Source organism: Frigoribacterium sp. CFBP 13712 (assembly GCF_014842255.1).
In the GTDB taxonomy this organism is placed as follows: Bacteria; Actinomycetota; Actinomycetes; order Actinomycetales; family Microbacteriaceae; genus Frigoribacterium.
The window spans coordinates 537,295-558,099 of sequence record NZ_JACYVH010000001.1 but is presented as its reverse complement, the minus strand read 5'-3'; the positions used below and the strand labels follow the sequence as shown (position 1 = coordinate 558,099).

Here is a 20,805-nt window from a genome sequence, read left to right as displayed (position 1 = left end):
CCGCCGAGGGTCTCGCCGCCGGGGGTCGTCGTGGTGCTGTCGGCCGTGGTCTCGTCGCCCTCGGGCGCAGCGGGATCGACGGGGGTGATGTCGGGATCGATGTTGGAGTCGCTCATGACGCGACCGTACGCCGTGCCACCGACACCGGCCCGCTCGCGTACCCCGCTCGCTAGACTCGTCGGCGTGTCTGTGAATCCCGAGTTGTCAGGGCGGGTCTTCCCGCCGGCGCCGCCGTACCTGGTGGGCCGAGAGAAAGTGCGCGAATTCGCCCGGGCCACCGGCTCGACGAGTCCGCTGTCGCTCGACGTCGAGGCCGCCCGCGCCGCCGGTCACGCCGACGTCGTGGCACCGCCCACCTTCGCCGTCGTCGTCCAAGAGGCCACGCTGGCCCAGCTGCTCGCCGAGCCCGACGCGGGCATCGACTTCTCGCGGGTGGTGCACGGCGAGCAGAGCTTCTCGCTCTCCCGGCCGATCGTCGCCGGCGACGAGCTGACGGCGACCCTCACGGTCACCGGCGTGAAGACGCTGGGTGGCAACTCGATGGTCACCGCGTCGTCCGACATGGTCGACGCCGACGGCGCTCACGTCGTCACCGCCGTGTCGACGCTCGTCGTCCGCCCCGAAGACGACGGGTCCGACTCGTGAGCGGGCTCGCGGTCGGCCAGGTCGTCGCCGACAAGAGGTACCTCGTCACCCGCGACACCCTGGTGCGGTACGCCGGGGCGTCGGGTGACTTCAACCCGATCCACTACCGCGACGACGTCGCCGCGTCGGTCGGGCTGCCGGGCGTGCTCGCCCACGGCATGCTCACCATGGGCACCGCCGTCCAACCCGTCGTCGAGTGGCTCGAGGGCTCGGGCGACGACGCCGGGGTGCTCGGCTGGGTCAGCGGGTACCAGGTGCGCTTCACGCGACCCGTCGTCGTCGACCCGGTCGTCGGCGCCGAGATCGCCGTCACCGCGATCATCGCCCGCCTCGACGAGGCGGAGGGCACCGCGCGCGTCGACCTCACCGTGACCTACGCCGACAAGACCGTCCTGGGCAAGGCCCAGGTCGTGGTGACGCTGGCGTGACGACCCTCGCCGAGCTCACCACGATGCAGGTGGGCGGCACGCCCGCTCGCCTGGTCGAGGCCACCACCACCGACGAGCTCCTCGCCGCCGTGCGAGACGCGTCGGCCGACGGCGAGCCGTGGTTCGTGCTCGGCGGTGGGTCGAACACCGTCGCCTCCGACCAGCCGTTCGACGGCACGATCGTCCGTGTCGCGACGCGGGGCGTCGACCGGGTGGCCTCCGACGACGGCCTCGTGCACCTCCGCGTGGCCGCCGGCGAACCGTGGGACGATCTCGTCGCCGCCACCGTCGACCAGGGGCTGTCGGGTCTCGAGGCCCTGAGCGGCATCCCCGGCTCGACCGGGGCGTCGCCGATCCAGAACATCGGCGCCTACGGCCAGGAGGTCGCATCGACCCTGGTCGCCGTCGACTTCCTCGACGACGGATCCGGCGAGTTCGTGCGCATCCCGGCCGCCAATCTCGAGCTCGGCTACCGCACGAGCGTCTTCAAGAAGGGGCGACGCGGTGTCGTCACCGCCGTCGAGTTCGCCCTCGTCGATGAGGGCGGCGTCAGCGAGCAGGTCGCCTACCCGCAGCTCGCCAAGGCCCTCGGGGTCGAGCTCGGCGCCCGGGTGTCCGTCGCCGACGTACGGGCCAGCGTCCTGGCGCTGCGTGCCGCCAAGGGCATGGTGCTCGACGCGACCGACCGCGACACCGCCTCGAGCGGCTCCTTCTTCACGAACCCGATCGTCTCGCGGGCCGTCGCGGCCGAGCTGCCTGCCGACGCTCCGCGATGGCGACTCGAACCCGACGCCGAGCCCCGCGTCGTTCCCCTCGGTGAAGAGCCGGCCGCGCCGCCGCCGGCACGCACGGGGGCGGTCAAGCTCAGCGCCGCCTGGCTGATCGAGAACGCCGGCATCGGTCGCGGCTTCCGCCTCCCGGGCTCCGGAGCCGCCATCTCGTCGAAGCACACGCTGGCGATCACGAACCGGGGCGCGGCGACGGGCGACGAGGTCGTCGAGCTCGCACGGTTCGTCCAGCAGCGGGTGACGGCCGAGTTCGGAGTCGTGCTGCACCCCGAGCCCGTGCTCCTCGGCCTCGCGATCTAGCCCCGCCGGTCGCTCGGCAGGTAGCCCCGCTCGATCGCCAGGGTCACGGCGCGGGTGCGATCGCCGACGCCGAGCTTGCCGAAGACGTGCACCAGGTGCGTCTTGACGGTGGGCTCGCCGATGAACAGCCGTCGGGCGATCTCGGGGTTCGAGCAGCCCGCCGCGACCAGGGTCAGCACCTCGGTCTCGCGGGGGCTGAGCGGGTTGTCGTCTCGGGCGCCCGGGGTGGGCCCTCGGCGGGCCGAACCCACGAGACGCGCGGCCAGCGCCGGCGCCAGGGCGACCTGACCCGCGACGACGGCACGCAGCCCGGCGAGCAGCTCGTCCTCCGGAGACGCCTTCAGCAGATAGCCGCTCGCACCCGCCTCGATCGCCGAGAGCAGGTGGTCGTCGGTCTCGTAGGTGGTCAGCACGACCACGCGCGTGGTCGGTCTCGCCGCCAGCACGGCCTCCGTCGCGGCGACGCCGTCGAGGCCCGGCATGCGGAGGTCCATGACGACCAGATCGGGCTGCAGAGCGGCGGCGAGGGCCACGGCCTCGAGCCCGTCGCTCGCCTGTCCGACGACGTCGAAGTCGTCGGTCGCCCCCAGCAGGGCCGCGACGCCCTGGCGGACGATCGGATGGTCGTCGGCGACCAGCGTCCGGAACACCGTCACGACGGGACCTCCCCGGCGAAGGCGGGCCGAGCGTCGACCGCCGGGGGCGACGCCGGGGCGGCCGCGGCCCCCTCGACCGGCAGCCCGCACGTGATGGTCGTGCCCGAGGGGCTGCTGGCGATCGAGAACGATCCGCCGGCGAGTGCGATGCGCTCGCGCAGACCGGGCAGCCCGAAGCCGGTGGAGGGCGACTCGGGGTCGAAGCCGCGCCCGTCGTCGGCGACGCTCAGCTCCGCCGTGCCGCGCCGGGCGGAGAGCACGACCCGAGCCGTGGGCGACGCACTGTGCTTGCGGATGTTGGCCAGCGCCTCCTGCACGACCCTGATCAGCACGACCTGCAGGTCGCGCGGCAGGTCGACCGCCTCGACCCGCACCGAGACGTCGACGCCGCTCTCGCGGCGGAATCTCTCGGCGACGCGTTCGACGGCTGCGGCGACGTCGTGACCGGTCAGTCCCGAGGAGGCGGTGGCCGCGACGAGCGTGCGCGCCTCGGTGAGCGCCTCCCGCGCCGCCGACTCGATCGTGGTCAGCCGGTCGAGCGCCCCGTCGACATCGCCCTCGGCGAGCGTGCGACGCGTGCGCTGAGTCAGCATGACGACGCCGGTGAGACTCTGCGCGATGGTGTCGTGGATCTCGCGGGCGAGCCGCTCGCGCTCCGTGCTGCCGCCGATGTCGCGGTTGCGCGCCGCCAGCTCGGCCTGGGCCTCGCGCAGCTCGTCGAGCAGGCGGCCGCGCTCGATCCCGACCCGGGCGATGGTGGTGATCCAGAGGCCGAGCGCGATGCTGAAGACGAGCGAGAGGGCCTCGCTGGTCACCACGGTCGCCAGCGTCTCGGGCGACCAGCCGAGACTGATCACGAAGCCGGTCGAGATCGCCAGGCAGAGTGCGACGTTCGCCGTGATCGCCGAACGGATCGTCGGCATGAGGGTCCACAGGGTCGGCATGAGGAACGCCTGCACGGCGGCGAACCCGGGCGTGGTGGCGACGGCCGCTCCGCCGACCGCGACGACGGCCGAGGCCGCGACGACCGCCGATCGCGACAGCAGCCCGTCGTCGCGGCGGATCACCGGGCGGACGACGGCGACCCAGACGACCACGAGCCCCGCCACGACCGCGAGGGACGCCCCCGTCGGCCGGTCCGACGACGAGCCGAGCACGGCCAGGACGACCACGGTGAGACCCAGGCCCGCGTCCCACCACCGCATCGAGATCGCGGTGCCCGCCGGGGCGGCCTGCTCGGCGTCGCTGCGGCCTCTGTCCATGCCCGTCACGCTAGCGCCCGCCACGCCGGCCCGGTCACCCCGGCACCCGTCACGTGTCCTTCCTGATCCAGCGGAAGGTCAGCACCGAGGCCGCGGCGCCGGCCACGAGCCAGACGGCCAGCCAGAGCGCGACCCCCGGGAGGTCCCACGAGCCGCCGGCCTCGGCCGCCGCGAACGTGTCGGGCAGGAACACGCTGCGCATGCCCTGGGCCAGCCATTTCAGCGGGAACACCGACGCCACGCTCTGCAGCCACTCGGGCAGCTGGGTGAAGGGCAGGTACACGCCCGAGATGAACTGCAGCACGAGGGTGATCGGCACGATCACCGCCGTGGCGCTCTTGCCGCTGCGGGGCACCCGCGACAGAGCGATGCCGACGAGCGCCGACGTGGCGATGCCCAGCAGGTACACCCAGGCGAAGGTCGCCCACGACGAGGCGTCGGCGGGCAGCGGCACACCGAACAGCAGGCGGGCGACGAGCACGAGCAGGGCGACCTGCAGCAGGCTCGTGACGAGCACCTGGCCCAGCTTGCCGACGAAGTACGAGGCGACCGGCAGAGGCGTGCCCGCGAGGCGCTTGAGGGTGCCGTCGCCGCGTTCGAGAGCGATGTCGACCGCGAGATTCTGCACGCCCGACAGCAGGATGCCCGCCGCGATCATGCCGGGCAGGTAGAACGCCGCGGCGCCGACCTCGCTGCCGTCGGCCCGGGTGCCGAACGACCCCGACGCGCTGAAGGCCGTCGAGAAGATCGCCAGCATCACGATCGGGAACAGGAACGTGAAGAACACGGTGTCGCCGGCTCGGAAGTAGGCGCGCACCTCGTAGCGCGTGCGGCTCGCGCCGAGCGCGAGGGTCCTCACGACGTCACCCCCGCCGAGGAGGCGCGGTGTCCGTCGGTCGCGCCCCGCGCCTCCTCGACGCCCCCGGCCTCCTGCTCCGCTCGCGCCACCAGGTCGAGATAGACGTCCTCCAACGACGGCCGGATCACCTCGAGCGACCGCGGCTCGCCGCCGTCGGCGTGCAGACGGGCGACCAGAGCGCCCGGCTCGGTCGTGCGGACCTCGTGCCGTCCGTCGGCGTCGAGCCAGCTCACCCGGGGCGTGCGCGCCTCCTCGTCGCCGAGCTCGTCCGGTCGCCCGAGGGCGACCAGCCGGCCGCCGGTCACCACGGCGACCCGGTCGCTCAGCTGGGCCGCCTCGTCGAGGTAGTGGGTCGTCAGGACGATGCTCGTGCCGTCGGAGGACAGCGAGCGGATGAGCTGCCAGAACTGACGCCGGGCCTCGGGGTCGAAACCGGTGGTCGGCTCGTCGAGGAACAGCAGCTCGGGTCGGCCGACGACCCCGAGGGCGACGTCGACGCGTCGACGCTGCCCGCCCGACAGCGAGCGGATGCGGGCGTCGGCCTTGTGCTCCAACCCGACGGCCACGAGCACCTCGTCGACGTCGCGGGGCCGGGGGTAGAAGCCCGCGAAGTGCGCGATCTGCTCGCGGACGGTCGCGGTGCCCTGGTCGCCCGAGCTCTGGAGCACGATGCCGAGCCGGGCCTTCCAGTCGAGCCCCCCGTGGCGCGGGTCGACGCCGAGTACCGAGACGTCGCCGCCGGTGCGGTCCCGGTAGCCCTCGAGGATCTCGATGGTGGTCGATTTGCCGGCGCCGTTCGGGCCGAGCAGCCCGAGGGTCTCGCCCGGTTCGACGTCGAACGAGACGCCCTGCAGGGCCCTGGTCGCGCCGTAGCTCTTCGTGAGGTCGCGCACACGCACGACGGGTTCTGAGGTCATGTCACCAGAGTGCGCCGTCGACGACCGGCGTACCAGGGTGGATCGGACGACGAGGGGTCGTCCGATCGGACGACCCCTCGTCGCTCGGCGCCGTGCTAGGCGAAGAGGCGCTGCAGGCGTCGGACGCCCTCGAGCAGCTCGTCGTCGCCGAGCGCGTACGACAGCCGCAGGTAGCCGCTCGGCCCGAACGCCTCGCCGGGCACCACGGCGACGTCGGCCTGCTCGAGGATGAGGTCCGCGAGCTCGAGCGAGGTGGTGGGCGTGACGCCGTTCCACTCGCGGCCGAGCAGACCGGTGACGTCGGGATAGACGTAGAAGGCGCCCTCGGGGGTCGGGGTGACGACACCCTCGATGGCGTTCAGCTCGCGCACGATCGTCGCGCGACGGGCGTCGAAGGAGGCGCGCATCGCCTCGACCGCGCTCTGCGAGCCGGTCAGTGCGGCGATCGCGGCGCGCTGAGACACGTTCGACACGTTCGAGGTCAGGTGCGACTGCAGATTCGCGGCACCGGCGATCACGTCGGTCGGGCCGATCATCCAGCCCACCCGCCAGCCGGTCATGGCATAGGTCTTCGCGACGCCGTTGACGAGGATCGTCTGGTCGGCCAGCTCGGGGACGGCCTGCGTGATCGAGGTCGCGACGACCCCGTCGTAGGTGAGGTTCTGGTAGATCTCGTCGGTGACGACCCAGACGCCGTGCTCGAGGGCCCAGCGGCCGACGGCCTCGACCTCGGCGGGGGAGTAGACGGCCCCCGTGGGGTTCGACGGCGAGCAGAACAGCAGCACCTTGGTCTGCTCGGTGCGGGCGGCCTCGAGCTGGTCGACGGTCACCTTGTAACCCTGGTCGGCCCCCGCGAAGACCTCGACCGGCACCCCGCCGGCGAGGGCGATGGCCTCGGGGTAGGTCGTCCAGTACGGGGCCGGCAGCAGGACCTCGTCGCCGTCGTCGAGAAGCGCCTGGAACGCCTGGTAGACGGCCTGCTTGCCGCCGTTGGTGACGATCACCTGCGAGGTCGTGACCGTCGTGCCGCTGTCGCGGAGCGTCTTGGCGACGATGGCCTCGCGCAGCTCGGGCAGACCGGCGGCCGCCGAGTACCGGTGGTTGCGGGGGTCGCGAACCGCCGCCGCCGCCGCCTCGACGATGTGGTCGGGGGTGGCGAAGTCGGGCTCGCCCGGGCCGTAGCTGATGATCGGACGCCCTGCGGCGACGAGGGACTTCGCCTTGGCGTCGACCTTCAGGGTCGCGGACTCGGCGATGGAGGCGATGCGGGACGAGAGGCGGCGCGCTGGCGTGGTCACGCCCGCCAGCCTAGCCCGCGGCCTCGGCTTTACACCGGCCCGGGCGGTCGCCTACACTTGTCGAGGCGGTCGATGATCGCCAAGCTTTTGCGCGCCTCACGGCGTCGCTCATCGCCGTTGTTCAGGTGGTGGGGGCTTGGCATCGACACCGAAGGGCGGTGGCTCAATTGGTAGAGCAGCGGTCTCCAAAACCGCAGGTTGCAGGTTCGAGTCCTGTCCGCCCTGCAGCCCGGTCGGGCCGTCGCGACTGATCCAGCAGGTTTCAGCGCGACGGTCCGAATCACGGACACAGGCCTGCGGGCCGAGCTCGGAAGGTACCCACAGTGGCGAGAAAAGACGTTGACGTTCCCAGCGAGGACGTCGTCGACAAGGCGAAGAAAGACACCGCGGCACGTCGCGGTCCCTTCGCCCGGATCGCCCTGTTCATCCGGCAGGTGATCAACGAGCTCAAGAAGGTCGTCACCCCGACCCGCAAAGAGCTGTTCAGCTACACGGGCGTCGTGCTCGTCTTCGTCGTCATCATGATGGCGCTGGTCAGCGGTCTCGACACGGTGTTCGGCATCGTCGTCGGCTACGTCTTCGGCAACGGCCCCACCGGCAGCTGAGTCCGGCGTCGCTCCTGACGCCACACGCGATCCGGCCCCGCCCGACGGCCAGCCGATCCGAACCCCACGAACGGAAGTAGAACCCTTTGCCTGACAACGAGCGCGACGACATCGATCTCGCCACCGCTGCGGAGCAGTCCTCCGAGGTCGAAGAGGCCCAAGAGGGCGGCACGCTGGCCGCCGACGAGGACTCCGTCGAGCCCGCCGAGAGCGAGGCCATCACGGTCGTCGACGACGGCGAGGCCGGCACCGACAGCACCGACGACCTCGATGGTCTGCTCGACACGCTGGCCGAGGCCCGCGACCCCGAGGCCGACGCCATCGTCGACGACGCTCTCGACATCGACGACGCCGCCGAGGCGGAGGCCGCCGTCGAGGCGACCGACGATGAGGCCGAGACCGAGGCCGAAGACGCCGCGGTCGAGTCCGACACCGTGGTCACCGCCGACGCCGACGTCGAGATCGACCCCTCGTCCGACGACGTGGTCGTCGCCGAGGCCGAGCAGTCCGTCCAGGACGCCGACGCGCAGGCCGCGTTCGGCGACGAGGTGCTCGACGGCGACGACGTCGCCACCGACGACGAGGCCGAGCCCGTCGAGGTCGACCCCTATGAGGAGTTCCGCTCCGAGCTGCGCGGCAAGCCCGGCAAGTGGTACGTCATCCACAGCTACGCCGGCTTCGAGCGCCGCGTGAAGCAGAACATCGAGAACCGCATGGTCTCCATGACCATGGAGGACTACATCTACCAGGTCGAGGTCCCCATGGAGGACGTCGTCGAGATCAAGAACGGGCAGCGCAAGCTGGTCACCCGTGTGCGGATCCCCGGCTACGTGCTGGTGCGCATCGATCTCAACGAAGACAGCTGGTCGGTCGTCCGCCACACACCCGGTGTCACCGGCTTCGTGGGCAACGCCCACAACCCGACGCCGCTGCGCTTCGAGGAGGCCTTCAACATGCTGAAGAGCCTCGTGCAGATCGACACGACCCCGGCACCCGTCAAGGGCGGCGCCAAGGGCGGCAAGCAGGCCCAGCGCGTCATCCCCGCCGAGGTCGATTTCGAGATCGGCGAGACGATCACGATCAAAGAGGGGTCGTTCGCCGGTCTTCCCGGTACGATCAACGAGATCAAACCCGAGAGCGGCAAGCTCACGGTGCTCGTCTCGCTCTTCGAGCGTGAGACACCGGTCGAGCTGAGCTTCGACCAGGTCACCAAGCTCTAACACCTCCGTGACGTGGTGCGCCTCCGGGCGGACCACCCCACGCCGACAGATCACCGGAGTCCGCCAGCGGGCCACCGGGAGAGCGGACTGCGACCGCAGCCGGCTCGACACCCACAAGAAGGAAAAGAAGAATGGCACCGAAAAAGAAGGTCACGGGTCTGATCAAGCTTCAGATCAACGCCGGCGCCGCGAACCCCGCCCCGCCCATCGGCCCGGCCCTGGGTCAGCACGGCGTGAACATCATGGAGTTCTGCAAGGCATACAACGCCGCGACCGAGTCGCAGCGCGGCAACGTCGTCCCGGTCGAGATCACCGTGTACGAAGACCGTTCGTTCACGTTCATCCTGAAGACCCCGCCCGCGGCGGAGCTCATCAAGAAGGCGGCCGGCGTCGCCAAGGGATCCGGCACCCCGCACACCGACAAGGTCGGCAAGCTGACCATGGACCAGGTCCGCGAGATCGCCACCACCAAGCAGGCCGACCTGAACGCCAACGACATCGACGCCGCGGCGAAGATCATCGCCGGCACCGCCCGTTCCATGGGCATCACGGTGGACGCGTAAGCACTCGCCCCCGGGCACCCCACCACCCCAGACATCCGTGGGAGAGCCGGCCAGGCTCGTAACCACACTCTCGAAATCAGGAGATTTCCGCATGGCTCAGAAGTCCAAGGCGTACCGCGCCGCTGCCGAGAAGATCGAGGCAGGCAAGTTCTACAGCACCAGCGAGGCCGTCGCCGTCGCTCGCGAGACCGGTTCGAAGAAGTTCGACTCGACCGTCGAGGTCGCGCTCAAGCTCGGCGTCGACCCCCGCAAGGCGGACCAGATGGTCCGTGGCACGGTCATCCTGCCGCACGGCACGGGTAAGACCGCCCGCGTCATCGTCTTCGCGACCGGTGCGGCAGCCGAGGCGGCTCTCGCCGCCGGCGCCGACGAGGTCGGTGGCGACGAGCTCATCGAGAAGGTCGCCGGCGGTTACACGTCGTTCGACTCCGCGGTCTCGACCCCCGAGCTCATGGGCAAGGTCGGTCGTCTCGGTAAGGTCCTCGGCCCGCGCGGTCTGATGCCCAACCCGAAGACCGGCACCGTGACGCCGAACGTGGCCCAGGCCGTGAACGACATCAAGGGCGGAAAGATCGAGTTCCGTGTCGACAAGCACTCCAACGTGCACTTCGTCATCGGCAAGGCCGGCTTCTCGGAAGAGCAGCTGAACACCAACCTCGACGCCGCGCTCGACGAGGTCGTCCGCCTCAAGCCGTCGTCCTCGAAGGGCCGTTACATCACCAAGGGCACGCTGTCGACCACCTTCGGTCCCGGCATCCCCCTCGACATCAACGTCTTCTAGGCTTCAGCCTCGATCACACCGATCGTCACGACAGGCCGTCCCGCTCTCGAGCGGGGCGGCCTTCGTCGTCCCCTGGCACGATGGCCGGGTGACCGTCTCCATCCGCCTCGCCGCCGCTCCCGACGTCCGACCGCTCGCGCACGTCGCAGCCGTCACGTTCCCTCTCGCCTGCCCTCCCGGCACGCCCCTCGTCGAGATCGCCCGGTTCGTCACCACGACCCTCAGCGCCGAGCGGTTCGCCGAGTACCTGGACGACCCCGCGCGGACCCTCCTCGTCGCCGTCGACGAGGAGATCGACGATGTCGTCGGTTACGCGATGCTGATCGAGGGCGAGCCGTCCGACGCCGACGTCGCGTCAGCCGTGACGGCCCGGCCCACGGTCGAGCTGAGCAAGTTCTACGTGATGCCCGACCGGCACGGGCAGGGCGTGGCGGCGCGCATGATGGCCGCGGTCTTCGAGGCCGCCGCCACCGATGGCGCCGAGTCCGTCTGGCTCGGCGTCAACGGCGAGAACGCGCGCGCTCAGGCGTTCTACGCCGGGCGGGGCTTCGAGACCGTGGGTGCGAGGCGCTTCGTCGTGGGCGGTCGCGAGCACGACGACCTCGTGCTCGAGTGCGCCGTCTGACACACGGCCGGCAGCAGGGTCACTCGTCGCCGACGCGCAGCACCAGCTTGCCGCGGGTGTGCCCCTGGGCGAGCCTCCGCTGGGCGTCCGCCGCGTCAGCGAGGTCGTAGACGTCGTCGATGTACACCCGGACGTCGCCCGAGTCGAGGAGGCGCGTGACGACGGCCAGGGTCGCCGCGTCGGGGGTCACCGCGAAGCCCGTCGAGCGGACGCCCGCCTCGGTCGCCAGCTCGGCGACGGCGGGCCAGGTCGACGGCGACGCGTGCACGAGCAGCCCGCCGGGTCGGAGAACCGGGAGCGATCGTCTGGCGACGTCGACGTCGTCGAGGAGGTCGACCACGACGTCGATGTCCCGCACCGTGCGGTCGAACTCCGAGACGGAGTAGTCGACGACCTCGGCCGCTCCGAGTTCGCGGAGCCAGCCCGAGTTCCGACTCGAACCCGTCGCCACGACGTGCGCCCCGAAGTACGAGGCGAACTGCACGGCGAAGTGCCCGACCCCGCCCGCGCCCGCGTGGACGAGGATGCGCTGGCCGTCGTGGGCCTTGGCGAGGTCGACGACGAGGCCCCAGGCGGTCAGGGCCGCGAGCGGCACACCCGCCGCCTCGACATGCGAGAGCGCGGGGGGTTTGCGGGTGACCGACTGCGCGGGCACGCTGACGTAGGGGGCGTAGCTGCCGCCTCCTCGGGGGAACGCGGTCATGCCGTAGACGGCGTCGCCGACCCGGAGGGGATGGGCCGCGTACGGCGTCTCGACGACGACCCCGCTGAAGTCGCGCCCGGGTACGACGGGGAACGCGGTGGGGGCGACGCCGTCCCCGAGACCCTCGCGCGCCTCCTCGTCGCAGCGGTTGACCCCGGCCGCCACGACCTCGATCAGCACCTCGCTGCCGATCCGTCGGGGCCGGGGGACGTCTCGGGCGATGATCCGATCGGCACCGCCCGTCTCGTCGATCACCATCGCGCGCATCGTCGTCGCCATCGTCGTCGTCATCGCTCTCCCTCGGACCCCTGGGCGCGGTGCACGTCAGGTGCACGGCCGGCCTTCGCGGGTCCTCCCCAGTAAAGGGCGACCGTGAGTCGGACGTGTTTCGACGGTGTCACTGCTCGGAGAAGTCTCGACGGGGCGAGCGGAGCAGCAACGCGCGGCCCGGCCGCGGAGTCAGCGCAGCGGGTCGTACGGCGGGGGCTCGTACGCGCGGCGACCGAGCGCGAAGGGGTCGACGGGCGCCTGCCGCGCGAGGGTGTCGAGCACGTGGTCGGCGAGCGTGACGAGGCGGTGGATCTCGTCGTCGTCGCGGTCGACCCAGCGGCTGAGGGGCACCTCGTCGACGGGCACGAAGTCGAGGTGCTGCTCCCAGACGACGAGGGTGCGCTCGGCGCCGAGCACGTACTGCTGCCAGAACACCTGACGCAGGTACGTGCGCGGGATGCTCGTCCACGCCTTCTTGGTCGTCTTGATCTCGCAGAGCTCGACCCGGCCGTCGGGCCGGACGGCGACACCGTCGGGGGTCGCGAGGTGACGGCGCTGGTCGGCGGCGTGGAACAGCTTCGAGCTGGGCTCGATGCCGTGCTCGCGCAGCACCCAGCGGGCGATCTCGGGCTCGCGCGCACGACCGTGATCGGTGTAGGCGTTGCCGCCGAAGCCGTTGCCGTACATCTTGTCGAGCACGACCGCCTGCACGGCCTTCGCGCTCGACAGGCGGGCCACGTCCGTGGCCGTGATGCCCTGGCTGCGGGCCCGGAGCCAGGCGATGCGGTCGGTCGAGTCGGCCAGCACGCGGGTCTCGTGGGCGGGGAGGCGGAGTCGCCGAGGAGGCGCGGGCTCGGTCTCGTCGTCGTCCCACAGGGAGAGCATGGGCTGGACGACGGTCATGCCTCCATTGTCGCTCGTCGAGGCGGCTCGATCGAACCGGCGGAGACCGTGTCGGCCGGAGTCGGCCGGAGTCGGGGCGTGTCGCTCGGAGCGGGCGCCTGCCTCGTGCGGTCAGACCGCGGCGGCGAGCTCGTCGATGGCGGCGGGGGAGAGGGCGTGGTGGATCGCGAGCATGCTCGCCCCGATCATCGCCGCCCGGTCGCCCGATCGGGACTGCACGATGCTGAGGTGCTCGGTGGCGAGGGGCATCGACCGCGTGTACACGATCTCGCGCACCCCGGCGATGAGGTGCTCGCCCGCCTGGGCCACCGAGCCGCCGATGGCGATGACCGACGGGTTGATGACGTTGACGCAGGCGGTCAGGACCTCGCCGAGATCGCGACCGGCCTGCCGGACGGCCTGGATCGCCTCGATGTCGCCGCGACGGACGAGATCGATGACCTCGCGACCGCCGGCCACGTCGCGGCCCGAGGCGCGCAGCGCGCGGGCGATGGCGGGCCCCGAGGCGACGGCCTCGAGGCAGCCCACGTTGCCGCAGTGGCAGGCGATGCCCGCGCCGCGGGGGATCTGCACGTGCCCGATGTCACCGGCGATCCCCTGCGCGCCGCGCTGCAGGCGACCGCCCGAGATGATGCCCGAGCCGATGCCGGTGGCGACCTTGACGAAGAGGAAGTGGTCGGTGTCGGGGAACGCGTGACCGCGCTCGCCGAGGGCCATGATGTTGACGTCGTTGTCGACGAGCACGGGCACGTCGAGGTGACGCCGCATCCAGCCGGGCACGTCGAAGCCGTCCCAGCCGGGCATGATCGGCGGGTTCACGGGGCGGCCCGTGCCGAACTGGACGGGGCCGGGCAGGCCGATGCCCACGCCGATCAGGTCGTCCCGACTGCGGCTGAAGCCCGAGAGGAGCGTGTCGGCCGCGGTGAGGAGGGCCGTCAACCCCGCCACCGGGCCGTCGGCGATGTCGATCTCGGTGCGCAGCACGGCGAGCTCGTCGCCCATCAGATCCGTCAGGGCGACGTTCAGATGCCCCGCCCCGAAGTCGGCGCCGAGCACCACCCTGGCCGACGGGACGAGGGCGACCCGCGACGGCGGGCGACCCCCCGTGGAGACCGCGTCGGCGAAGGGGCCGACGAGACCGAGCTCGATGAGCGCGTCGAGTCGCAGGCCGATCGTCGAGCGGGCCAGCCCCGTCATGGTCGCGAGCTCGGCGCGAGTCCGCGGCCGACCGTCGCGGAGCAGCTGGAAGAGCTCGCTCGCGCCGGCGCTCCCCAGCGCCGACGACCGGGTCGTGTCGGACATGTGAGCAGTAAAGCACAGGCGGAGATGACGATCGAGACAAGCTCGTCGATTCACGACGACTTTTGCTTGCGCGTCGACAGAAGCGGTCCTATGGTGAGTCTCGATCACCGGCGATCGACTCCCGAACGGGGGTGGTTCCGTCGGTGCCGCCACCACTCGAAGAGGAGTCCATCAGGTGACATCACCGATCTCGGTCCAGCTCTACACCGTCAGGGACGCCATCGCGGCGGACCTGCCCGGCACCCTCCAGCGCCTCGCCGACATCGGCTACACGCAGGTCGAGCCGTGGGGGTTCGTCGAACGGGTCGACGAGTACGCGGAAGCCCTCCCGGCCGCCGGCCTCACCGCGCCGAGCGCCCACGCCAAGCTCGTCGGACAGGACCTCCAGCCGATCTTCGAGGCTGCGGTGCGCCTGGGCGTCTCGACGGTCATCGACCCGCACATCGACGAGACGCGCTGGATCACCCGCGAAGACGTCGAGGCCGTCGCTGCCGAGCTGGGCGAGGTCGCCGAGGCGGCGCGTGCGCACGGTCTCACCGTGGGGTATCACAACCACGCGTTCGAGCTCGAGAACCTCATCGACGGCACCCCGGCCCTCGAGGTCTTCGCGGCGGCGCTGCCCGCCGACGTCGTGCTCGAGATCGACACCTACTGGGTGGAGGTCGGGGGCGTGGACGCTGCCGAGCTGCTCGCCCGCCTGGGCGACCGCGTGCGGTTCCTGCACATCAAGGACGGTCCGAAGACGAAGGACGACACCGAGCAGGTCGCCGTCGGCCGGGGCACGATGCCCGTCCGCGACATCCTGCGCGCCGCACCGCAGGCGCTCGCCGTCGTCGAGCTCGACGACCACAACGGCGACGTCTTCACGGCGCTCGAGCAGAGCCACTCGTTCCTGGACGGGGTGCGCGCATGACCGACACGACCACGGCCTCCGCGACCACCGCCTCCTCGGGGGCCCCCTTCGCCGCGGCGAAGACCGGGCCCGTCGGAGTCGGCGTCATCGGCGCCGGCGTCATCAGCGACCAGTACCTCGGCAACCTGACGCGGTTCCCCGATCTGAAGGTGCTGTTCATCGCCGACATCGACGAGGCGCGCGCCGCGGCGCAGGCCGAGAAGTGGGGCGTCCCGGCCAGCGGATCGGTCGACGACCTGCTCGCCGTCGACGACGTCGAGATCGTCGTCAACCTGACCATCCCGGCCGCTCACGTGGAGGTGGCCCTCAAGGCCGTCGCCGCCGGCAAGCACGTCTGGGGCGAGAAGCCCTACGCGCTCGACCGCGAGAGCGGGGCGCGACTGCTCGCCGCGGCGAAGGACGCCGGCGTGCGGGTGGCCGTGGCCCCCGACACGTTCCTCGGCGCCGGGCTCCAGACGGGTCTCCGCGTCGTCCGCCGCGGCGACATCGGCACGCCTCTCACCGGGCTGGCGCTGTTCCAGGTGCCCGGCCCCGAGTCGTGGCACCCGAGCCCCGAGTTCCTGTTCGCCTACGGCGCCGGGCCGATGTTCGACGTCGGGCCGTACTACCTCACGACGCTCGTGCAGGTCTTCGGCCCGGTCGCGAAGGTCACGGCGACGTCGTCGAAGGCGCGCGACACCCGCACGATCGGCTCGGGACCCAAGGCGGGGACGGTGTTCCCCGTCGAGGTGCCGACGCACATCAGCGCGCTGCTCGAGTTCGAGAGCGGCGCGAGCGCGCAGGCGGTCTTCAGCTTCGACTCGAAGCTGGCCCGTGCGGGCTTCGTCGAGATCGCCGGCACCGAGGGCACGGCCGTGTTCCCCGACCCGAACGAGTTCGAGGGCGACACGCTCGTGCACACCGGCGCCGACGAGCCGACGGTCGTGCCGTCGAGCGGATCGACCTTCACCCGCGGCACCGGCGTCGCCGAGCTGGCGCAGGCCATCCGCGGCGGTCGGCGCGAGCGGGTGCCCGGCGAGCTCGCGTTCCACGTGCTCGACGTCATGGTCTCGCTCGCCGAGTCGGCCGATCGCCACGAGGGCGTCGTCGTCGACTCGACCCTCGAACCGACACCCGAGCTGCCGGAGGACTGGGACCCTTCGGTCGCGACCCTCGGCTGAACCGCCACCGACGCCCGGCCCCGGGCGCCCCTCGACGACGAGACCGGCACCCGGGGCCCCGGGCCGCAGCACCCCCGCCCCACCCCACAGACCGCACCACCGACGCACAGCACCAGAGACACAGCACCAGAGACACAGCACCAGAGACACAGCACCACCAGCACCTTCCCTACTCGAAGAAGAGAAATCTCGAAGATGAGACACCAGGAGAAGTCATGACGAACAAGACCCGTTGGATCGCAGCACTGGCCGTAGGAGTCGTGGCCGCAGGGTCGATGACCGCCTGCTCCGCCTCAGGCGGCGACGGCGACAGCAAGACGATCACGTACTGGGCCAGCAACCAGGCCCCCACGGTCGAGAAGGACGCGGAGATCCTCCAGGAGTCCATCGACCGCTACACGGAGGAGACCGGGGTCGAGGTCGAGCTCGAGGTCATCCCGTGGTCCGACCTCTACAACCGCATCCTCACCGCCGTGTCGAGCGGCGAGGGCCCCGACGTGCTGAACATCGGCAACACGTGGGCGGTGTCGCTGCAGTCGAGCGGCGCGTTCGTCCCGTGGGAGGGCGACCCGCTCGAGGCCGTCGGCGGGCAGGACCGCTTCGTGCAGTCCAGCTTCGCGACCGGTGGCGCCGAGGGGCAGGCTCCGACGTCGGTGCCGCTCTACGGTCTCTCGTACTCGCTGTACTACAACACGGCCATGTTCGAGGCGGCCGGCATCACCGACCCGCCCGCCACGTGGGACGAGTTCGTCGAGGACGCCAAGAAGCTGACGATCGACACCGACGGCGACGGCGAGATCGACCAGTGGGGCGTGACCATGGCGGGCTCGAGCATCTCGAACAACTCGCACCAGGCGTTCGTCCGGGGTCTGCAGAACGGCGGGGCCCTCTACGACGACAGCGGCGAGCCCGACTTCGCGAACGACGGCGTCGTCGCGGGCGTCAAGCAGTGGGTCGACCTCATGGCCGTCGACAAGGTCGTCTCGCCCTCCGACGCCGAGAGCGTCAACGGCTCCGACATGGCGGCGACCTTCGCCGACGGTCAGGCCGCGATGTTCTTCGACCAGGCGCCCGACGCGAACCTCGCCGCCCGTGACTTCACGGACTACGCCGCCGCACCGGTGCCGATGGAGAGCGCCGACGCGACAGGCCTGCTCGGCACGCAGAGCCACGTCGCCGGCATCAACGTCAGCGTCTTCGACAACTCGGACAACAAGGATGCGGCGATCGACTTCGTCAAGCACCTCACGAGCGACGAGGAGCAGGTCTACCTGAACCAGTCGTTCAGCTCGCTGCCCGTCGTCACCAGCGCGTACGACGACCCGGCGTTCCAGTCGGAGACCATCAAGCTGAAGCAGGTCACGCTCGCCGACCACGCCCAGCCGATGCCCCTCTTCCCCTCGGAGGGACAGATGGAGACCCTGGTCGGCACCGCCGTCAAGGGACTCCTCGCCACCGCTGCCCAGGGCGGTTCCGTCAGCGAGGACGACGTGAAGTCGGCCCTCGAGGACGCGAACAGCCAGATGAGCTCGGGTCAGTAGCCCGTCCCACCGCTGCAGGTCGGGGCGGCCGGTCGATCGACGACCGGCCGCCCCGGCCGAGGCCCCGAGAGGACCCTCATGACCGTCAACGTCCTGCCCCCCGCGACGTCCGAGAAGGACACGCCGCCCGATCCGCATCAGCTGGCTCCGATCGAGCCCGCGAAACGCAAGAGGCACCGCTCACCCCTGGCGTACCTCCTGGTCACGCCGGCCGCCCTGGCCGAACTGCTCGTCCACATCGTCCCGATGGTGCTCGGCATCTGGATCGCCTTCATCACCCTCAACCAGCTGAGCATCGCGAACTGGGTCAACGCCCCCTTCGTGGGGCTGCAGAACTTCGTCACCGCGCTCGACCCGAGCTCGCCGATCGCCACGCAGCTCTACGGAGCGCTCGGACGGACGCTGCTCTTCACCGTGATCGTCGTCGCGATCGCCTGGAGCATGGGCATGCTCGGAGCGGTGCTGCTGACCAGCTCGTTCAAGGGCCGCGGCGTGCTCCGCACGCTCTTCCTGGTGCCCTACGCGCTGCCCTCGTACGTCGGCACGATCGCCTGGGCGTTCATGTTCAACCAGCGCGACGGCGCCATCAACCGGTTCCTGGTCGACGACCTCGGGATCCTGCAGGACCGCCCCTTCTGGCTGCTCGGCGGCAACTCGTTCTGGGCCATCGTCATCGTCACCGCGTGGCAGTTCTGGCCGTTCGCGTTCCTGATGCTGCTGGCCGCGCTGCAGAACATCCCGGGCGACGTCTACGAGGCCGCCAGCCTCGACGGCGCGAGCCTCTGGAAGCAGTTCACGCAGATCACGCTGCCGATGGTCAAGCCCGCGAACGCGGTGCTGCTGCTGATCATGAGCCTCTGGATCTTCAACCAGTTCAACGTGCCGTACGTGCTCTTCGGCCCGGCGTCGCCCGAGCAGGCGACGTTGATCTCGCCGCTGATCTACCAGCAGTCGTTCAACAACTGGAACTTCGGTCTCGGCGGTGCCATGAGCGTCATGCTCCTGGTGGTCCTGCTGATCGCCTCGGCGTTCTACATCCGCATGGTGCTCCCGAAGGGACAGAACGACAATGATTGAGACCCGCGGCTTCAAGATCTTCCGCTTCTTCGGGCTGGCCTTCCTGTCGCTGGTCGTGGTCATCCCGCTCTACGTGGTGCTCACGACCTCGATCAAGCCGCTCGCCGACGTGCAGGGGCTGTTCACCTGGATCCCCTCGCGGGTGACGCTCGAGCCGTACGTGCAGATCTGGCAGACGGTGCCCCTGGCGACGTACTTCAAGAACAGCCTGATCGTCACGGTGTCGGCGACGATCCTGTCGGTGTCGATGGCCGTGCTGGCCGCCTACGCCCTGGCCCGCATGAGGTTCCGCGGCCAGCGCAGCTTCAGCCTGGTCGTCCTGTCGACGCAGATGTTCCCCGGCATCCTGTTCCTCCTGCCGCTGTTCCTCATCTTCGTGCAGATCCAGCGCACGGTCGGGGTGCAGCTGACGGGCAGCTACCTCGGGCTGATCATCACGTACATGACCTTCTCGCTGCCGTTCTCGATCTGGATGCTGACGGGGTACTTCGCGTCCATCCCGAAAGAGCTGGAGGAGGCCTCGATGATCGACGGCACGGGTCGCCTCGGCGCCCTGTTCCGTGTGATCATCCCGGTCGCGAAGCCCGGCATCATCGCCGTCGCCGTGTACGCCTTCATCACCGCCTGGGGCGAGGTGCTCTTCGCCTCGGTGCTGACCAGCAAGGACACCCGCACCCTGTCGATCGGACTCCGGGCCTACGCGTCGCAGCAGGACGTCTACTGGAACCAGCTCATGGCCGCCTCGGTCGTGGTGTCGCTGCCGGTTCTCATAGGCTTCATGCTCGTGCAGAGACACTTGATCACCGGGCTCTCGTCGGGGGCCGTGAAGTGACCCCTCCGGGCGAGGTCGCGGCGGTCGGTCTCGCCCTCCAGGGGGAGACCGCCGGAGGCGCGGCTCCGGTCGAACCGCTCCGTGTCGGCATCGTGGGCGGGGGCTTCATGGCCCGCGTCCACGCCGGCGCGGCACGGGCGGCCGGTGCCCAAGTGGTCGCCCTCGCCTCGTCCAGCGCCTCGAGCGCCGGCCGCGCGGCCGGCGTTCTCGGCGTGGACACCGCGCACGAGACGGTCGACGACCTCGTGCGCGACCCGCGGGTCGACGTGGTCCACGTCTGCTCGCCGAACGCGACGCACGCCCCGGTGGCGCTCGCCGCGCTCGCGGCGGGCAAGCACGTCATCTGCGAGAAGCCGTTGGCGACCTCGGCCGCCGAGGCGACGGCTCTGGTCGAGGCCGCCGCCGCGGGCGGACTCGTCGGCGCCGTCCCGTTCGTCTACCGCTACCACCCGATGGTGCGCGAGGCCAGGGCCCGGGTCGCGGCGGGCGAGGCCGGTCGGGTGCTCAGCGTGCGGGGCTCGTACCTCCAGGACTGGCTGCTCGACAGCGGCGACGTCGACTGGCGGGTCGACTCGGCGGCCGGCGGGCCGTCGCGTGCGTTCGCCGACATCGGCAGCCACCTGGTCGATCTGCTCGAGTTCGTGATCGGCGATCGGCTGGCGCGGCTGACGTCGACCACCAACCGCGCGCACGACAGCCGGGGCGGCACCCGCGTCGACACGGAGGACGAGGCCGCGGTGGTCTTCGAGACCCTCGGCGGTGCGATAGGGACCCTCTTCGTGTCGCAGGTCGCCCCGGGTCGGAAGAACCGCCTCCTGCTCGACGTGTCGGGCACCGCCGAGAGCCTCGAGTTCTCGCAGGAGGAGCCCGAGACCCTCTGGGTCGGCCGCCGCTCGGGCGCACGCCTGGTGCCGCGCGACGCGTCGATCCTCTCGCCCGACGCCGCACGGCTCTCGACCGTGCCGGCCGGCCACCCGATGGGGTACGTCGACGCCTTCGCGGCGTTCGTCCGCGACGCCCACGACGCCGTCCGCGGCGGCGCGCCCGAGGGGCTGCCCACCTTCGCCGACGGCCTGCGGGCCGCACGGGTCACCGAGGCCGTGCTCGACTCGGCGGCCGGCCGCACCTGGGTCGACGTGCCCTGAGCAGGGCGACCG

22 protein-coding genes and 1 tRNA gene are annotated in these 20,805 nt (G+C 71.0%); 15 read left to right on the top strand and 8 right to left on the bottom strand.

What is annotated here, in order from left to right; genetic code table 11:
* Nucleotides 1–183: 183 nt before the first annotated feature.
* The 3 genes from IFT51_RS02540 to IFT51_RS02530 are packed head-to-tail and all read left to right on the top strand — an operon-like array spanning nucleotide 184 to nucleotide 2,161.
* Entirely contained in the window at nucleotides 184–645 is a 462-nt protein-coding gene (locus IFT51_RS02540; protein WP_192058784.1) for a MaoC family dehydratase N-terminal domain-containing protein, read from the top strand.
* Nucleotides 642–1,073 carry a MaoC/PaaZ C-terminal domain-containing protein gene (locus IFT51_RS02535; RefSeq protein ID WP_192058783.1) on the top strand — a complete coding sequence of 144 codons (432 nt, stop codon included), beginning with the start codon at nucleotides 642–644 and terminating at the stop codon, nucleotides 1,071–1,073. The genes IFT51_RS02540 and IFT51_RS02535 overlap by 4 nt, the downstream gene beginning before the upstream one ends.
* On the top strand, nucleotides 1,070–2,161 hold the full coding sequence (locus IFT51_RS02530; protein WP_371740649.1) for a UDP-N-acetylmuramate dehydrogenase: 1,092 nt from the start codon (nucleotides 1,070–1,072) through the stop codon (nucleotides 2,159–2,161). Before IFT51_RS02535 ends, IFT51_RS02530 begins: the two co-directional genes overlap by 4 nt.
* Here the strand turns inward: IFT51_RS02530 and IFT51_RS02525 are convergent.
* The 5 genes from IFT51_RS02525 to IFT51_RS02505 all read right to left on the bottom strand — a co-directional run bounded on the left by IFT51_RS02525 (nucleotide 2,158) and on the right by IFT51_RS02505 (nucleotide 7,153).
* Nucleotides 2,158–2,811, bottom strand: coding sequence for a response regulator (locus IFT51_RS02525; protein ID WP_192059268.1), 654 nt, complete (start codon nucleotides 2,809–2,811; stop codon nucleotides 2,158–2,160). The genes IFT51_RS02530 and IFT51_RS02525 overlap by 4 nt on opposite strands.
* Nucleotides 2,812–2,813: 2 nt before the next feature.
* Nucleotides 2,814–4,079: a sensor histidine kinase gene (locus IFT51_RS02520; protein WP_192058782.1), complete on the bottom strand. Its 1,266-nt coding sequence runs from the start codon at nucleotides 4,077–4,079 to the stop codon at nucleotides 2,814–2,816.
* Between the two features lie 49 nt (nucleotides 4,080–4,128).
* Nucleotides 4,129–4,938 carry an ABC transporter permease gene (locus IFT51_RS02515; RefSeq protein ID WP_192058780.1) on the bottom strand — a complete coding sequence of 270 codons (810 nt, stop codon included), beginning with the start codon at nucleotides 4,936–4,938 and terminating at the stop codon, nucleotides 4,129–4,131.
* Nucleotides 4,935–5,855 carry an ABC transporter ATP-binding protein gene (locus IFT51_RS02510; RefSeq protein ID WP_192058778.1) on the bottom strand — a complete coding sequence of 307 codons (921 nt, stop codon included), beginning with the start codon at nucleotides 5,853–5,855 and terminating at the stop codon, nucleotides 4,935–4,937. Before IFT51_RS02510 ends, IFT51_RS02515 begins: the two co-directional genes overlap by 4 nt.
* Before the next feature lie 95 nt (nucleotides 5,856–5,950).
* On the bottom strand, nucleotides 5,951–7,153 hold the full coding sequence (locus IFT51_RS02505; protein ID WP_192058775.1) for a pyridoxal phosphate-dependent aminotransferase: 1,203 nt from the start codon (nucleotides 7,151–7,153) through the stop codon (nucleotides 5,951–5,953).
* 152 nt (nucleotides 7,154–7,305) lie between these two features.
* Between IFT51_RS02505 and IFT51_RS02500 the strand changes: the two genes are divergently transcribed.
* From IFT51_RS02500 to IFT51_RS02475, 6 genes are all read left to right on the top strand, one after another.
* A tRNA-Trp gene (locus IFT51_RS02500) sits at nucleotides 7,306–7,378 on the top strand.
* A gap of 98 nt (nucleotides 7,379–7,476) precedes the next feature.
* Nucleotides 7,477–7,758 (top strand): preprotein translocase subunit SecE, encoded by a 282-nt coding sequence (gene secE, locus IFT51_RS02495; RefSeq protein ID WP_055795792.1) that lies wholly within the window; start codon nucleotides 7,477–7,479, stop codon nucleotides 7,756–7,758.
* Nucleotides 7,759–7,844: 86 nt separating this feature from the next.
* On the top strand, nucleotides 7,845–8,978 hold the full coding sequence (gene nusG / locus IFT51_RS02490) for a transcription termination/antitermination protein NusG (protein ID WP_192058773.1): 1,134 nt from the start codon (nucleotides 7,845–7,847) through the stop codon (nucleotides 8,976–8,978).
* A 131-nt stretch (nucleotides 8,979–9,109) separates the two neighbouring features.
* Nucleotides 9,110–9,541 (top strand): 50S ribosomal protein L11, encoded by a 432-nt coding sequence (gene rplK, locus IFT51_RS02485; protein WP_055795796.1) that lies wholly within the window; start codon nucleotides 9,110–9,112, stop codon nucleotides 9,539–9,541.
* Between the two features lie 91 nt (nucleotides 9,542–9,632).
* Complete coding sequence (gene rplA, locus IFT51_RS02480) at nucleotides 9,633–10,322, top strand: 50S ribosomal protein L1 (protein WP_055795799.1); 690 nt, start codon at nucleotides 9,633–9,635, stop codon at nucleotides 10,320–10,322.
* Between the two features lie 88 nt (nucleotides 10,323–10,410).
* On the top strand, nucleotides 10,411–10,947 hold the full coding sequence (locus IFT51_RS02475; protein ID WP_192058771.1) for a GNAT family N-acetyltransferase: 537 nt from the start codon (nucleotides 10,411–10,413) through the stop codon (nucleotides 10,945–10,947).
* Between the two features lie 19 nt (nucleotides 10,948–10,966).
* On the opposite strand, the gene IFT51_RS02470 is transcribed toward IFT51_RS02475, so the two are convergent.
* The 3 genes from IFT51_RS02470 to IFT51_RS02460 form a co-directional block, all read right to left on the bottom strand.
* Complete coding sequence (locus tag IFT51_RS02470) at nucleotides 10,967–11,941, bottom strand: NADP-dependent oxidoreductase (RefSeq protein WP_244636777.1); 975 nt, start codon at nucleotides 11,939–11,941, stop codon at nucleotides 10,967–10,969.
* A gap of 168 nt (nucleotides 11,942–12,109) precedes the next feature.
* On the bottom strand, nucleotides 12,110–12,823 hold the full coding sequence (locus IFT51_RS02465) for a YqaJ viral recombinase family protein (RefSeq protein ID WP_243214574.1): 714 nt from the start codon (nucleotides 12,821–12,823) through the stop codon (nucleotides 12,110–12,112).
* Nucleotides 12,824–12,934: 111 nt separating this feature from the next.
* Nucleotides 12,935–14,125, bottom strand: coding sequence for an ROK family transcriptional regulator (locus tag IFT51_RS02460; RefSeq protein ID WP_192058768.1), 1,191 nt, complete (start codon nucleotides 14,123–14,125; stop codon nucleotides 12,935–12,937).
* 175 nt (nucleotides 14,126–14,300) lie between these two features.
* Between IFT51_RS02460 and IFT51_RS02455 the strand changes: the two genes are divergently transcribed.
* The 6 genes from IFT51_RS02455 (at nucleotide 14,301) to IFT51_RS02430 (ending at nucleotide 20,793) form a co-directional block, all read left to right on the top strand.
* Nucleotides 14,301–15,038 (top strand): sugar phosphate isomerase/epimerase, encoded by a 738-nt coding sequence (locus tag IFT51_RS02455; protein ID WP_192058766.1) that lies wholly within the window; start codon nucleotides 14,301–14,303, stop codon nucleotides 15,036–15,038.
* Complete coding sequence (locus tag IFT51_RS02450; protein ID WP_192058764.1) at nucleotides 15,035–16,198, top strand: Gfo/Idh/MocA family protein; 1,164 nt, start codon at nucleotides 15,035–15,037, stop codon at nucleotides 16,196–16,198. The genes IFT51_RS02455 and IFT51_RS02450 overlap by 4 nt, the downstream gene beginning before the upstream one ends.
* A 215-nt stretch (nucleotides 16,199–16,413) precedes the next feature.
* Entirely contained in the window at nucleotides 16,414–17,739 is a 1,326-nt protein-coding gene (locus IFT51_RS02445) for a sugar ABC transporter substrate-binding protein (protein ID WP_192058762.1), read from the top strand.
* Nucleotides 17,740–17,817: 78 nt separating this feature from the next.
* Nucleotides 17,818–18,816 carry a carbohydrate ABC transporter permease gene (locus IFT51_RS02440; RefSeq protein WP_192058760.1) on the top strand — a complete coding sequence of 333 codons (999 nt, stop codon included), beginning with the start codon at nucleotides 17,818–17,820 and terminating at the stop codon, nucleotides 18,814–18,816.
* Complete coding sequence (locus IFT51_RS02435) at nucleotides 18,809–19,648, top strand: carbohydrate ABC transporter permease (protein WP_192058758.1); 840 nt, start codon at nucleotides 18,809–18,811, stop codon at nucleotides 19,646–19,648. Before IFT51_RS02440 ends, IFT51_RS02435 begins: the two co-directional genes overlap by 8 nt.
* On the top strand, nucleotides 19,645–20,793 hold the full coding sequence (locus IFT51_RS02430) for a Gfo/Idh/MocA family protein (RefSeq protein ID WP_371740648.1): 1,149 nt from the start codon (nucleotides 19,645–19,647) through the stop codon (nucleotides 20,791–20,793). Before IFT51_RS02435 ends, IFT51_RS02430 begins: the two co-directional genes overlap by 4 nt.
* Nucleotides 20,794–20,805: the final 12 nt, after the last annotated feature.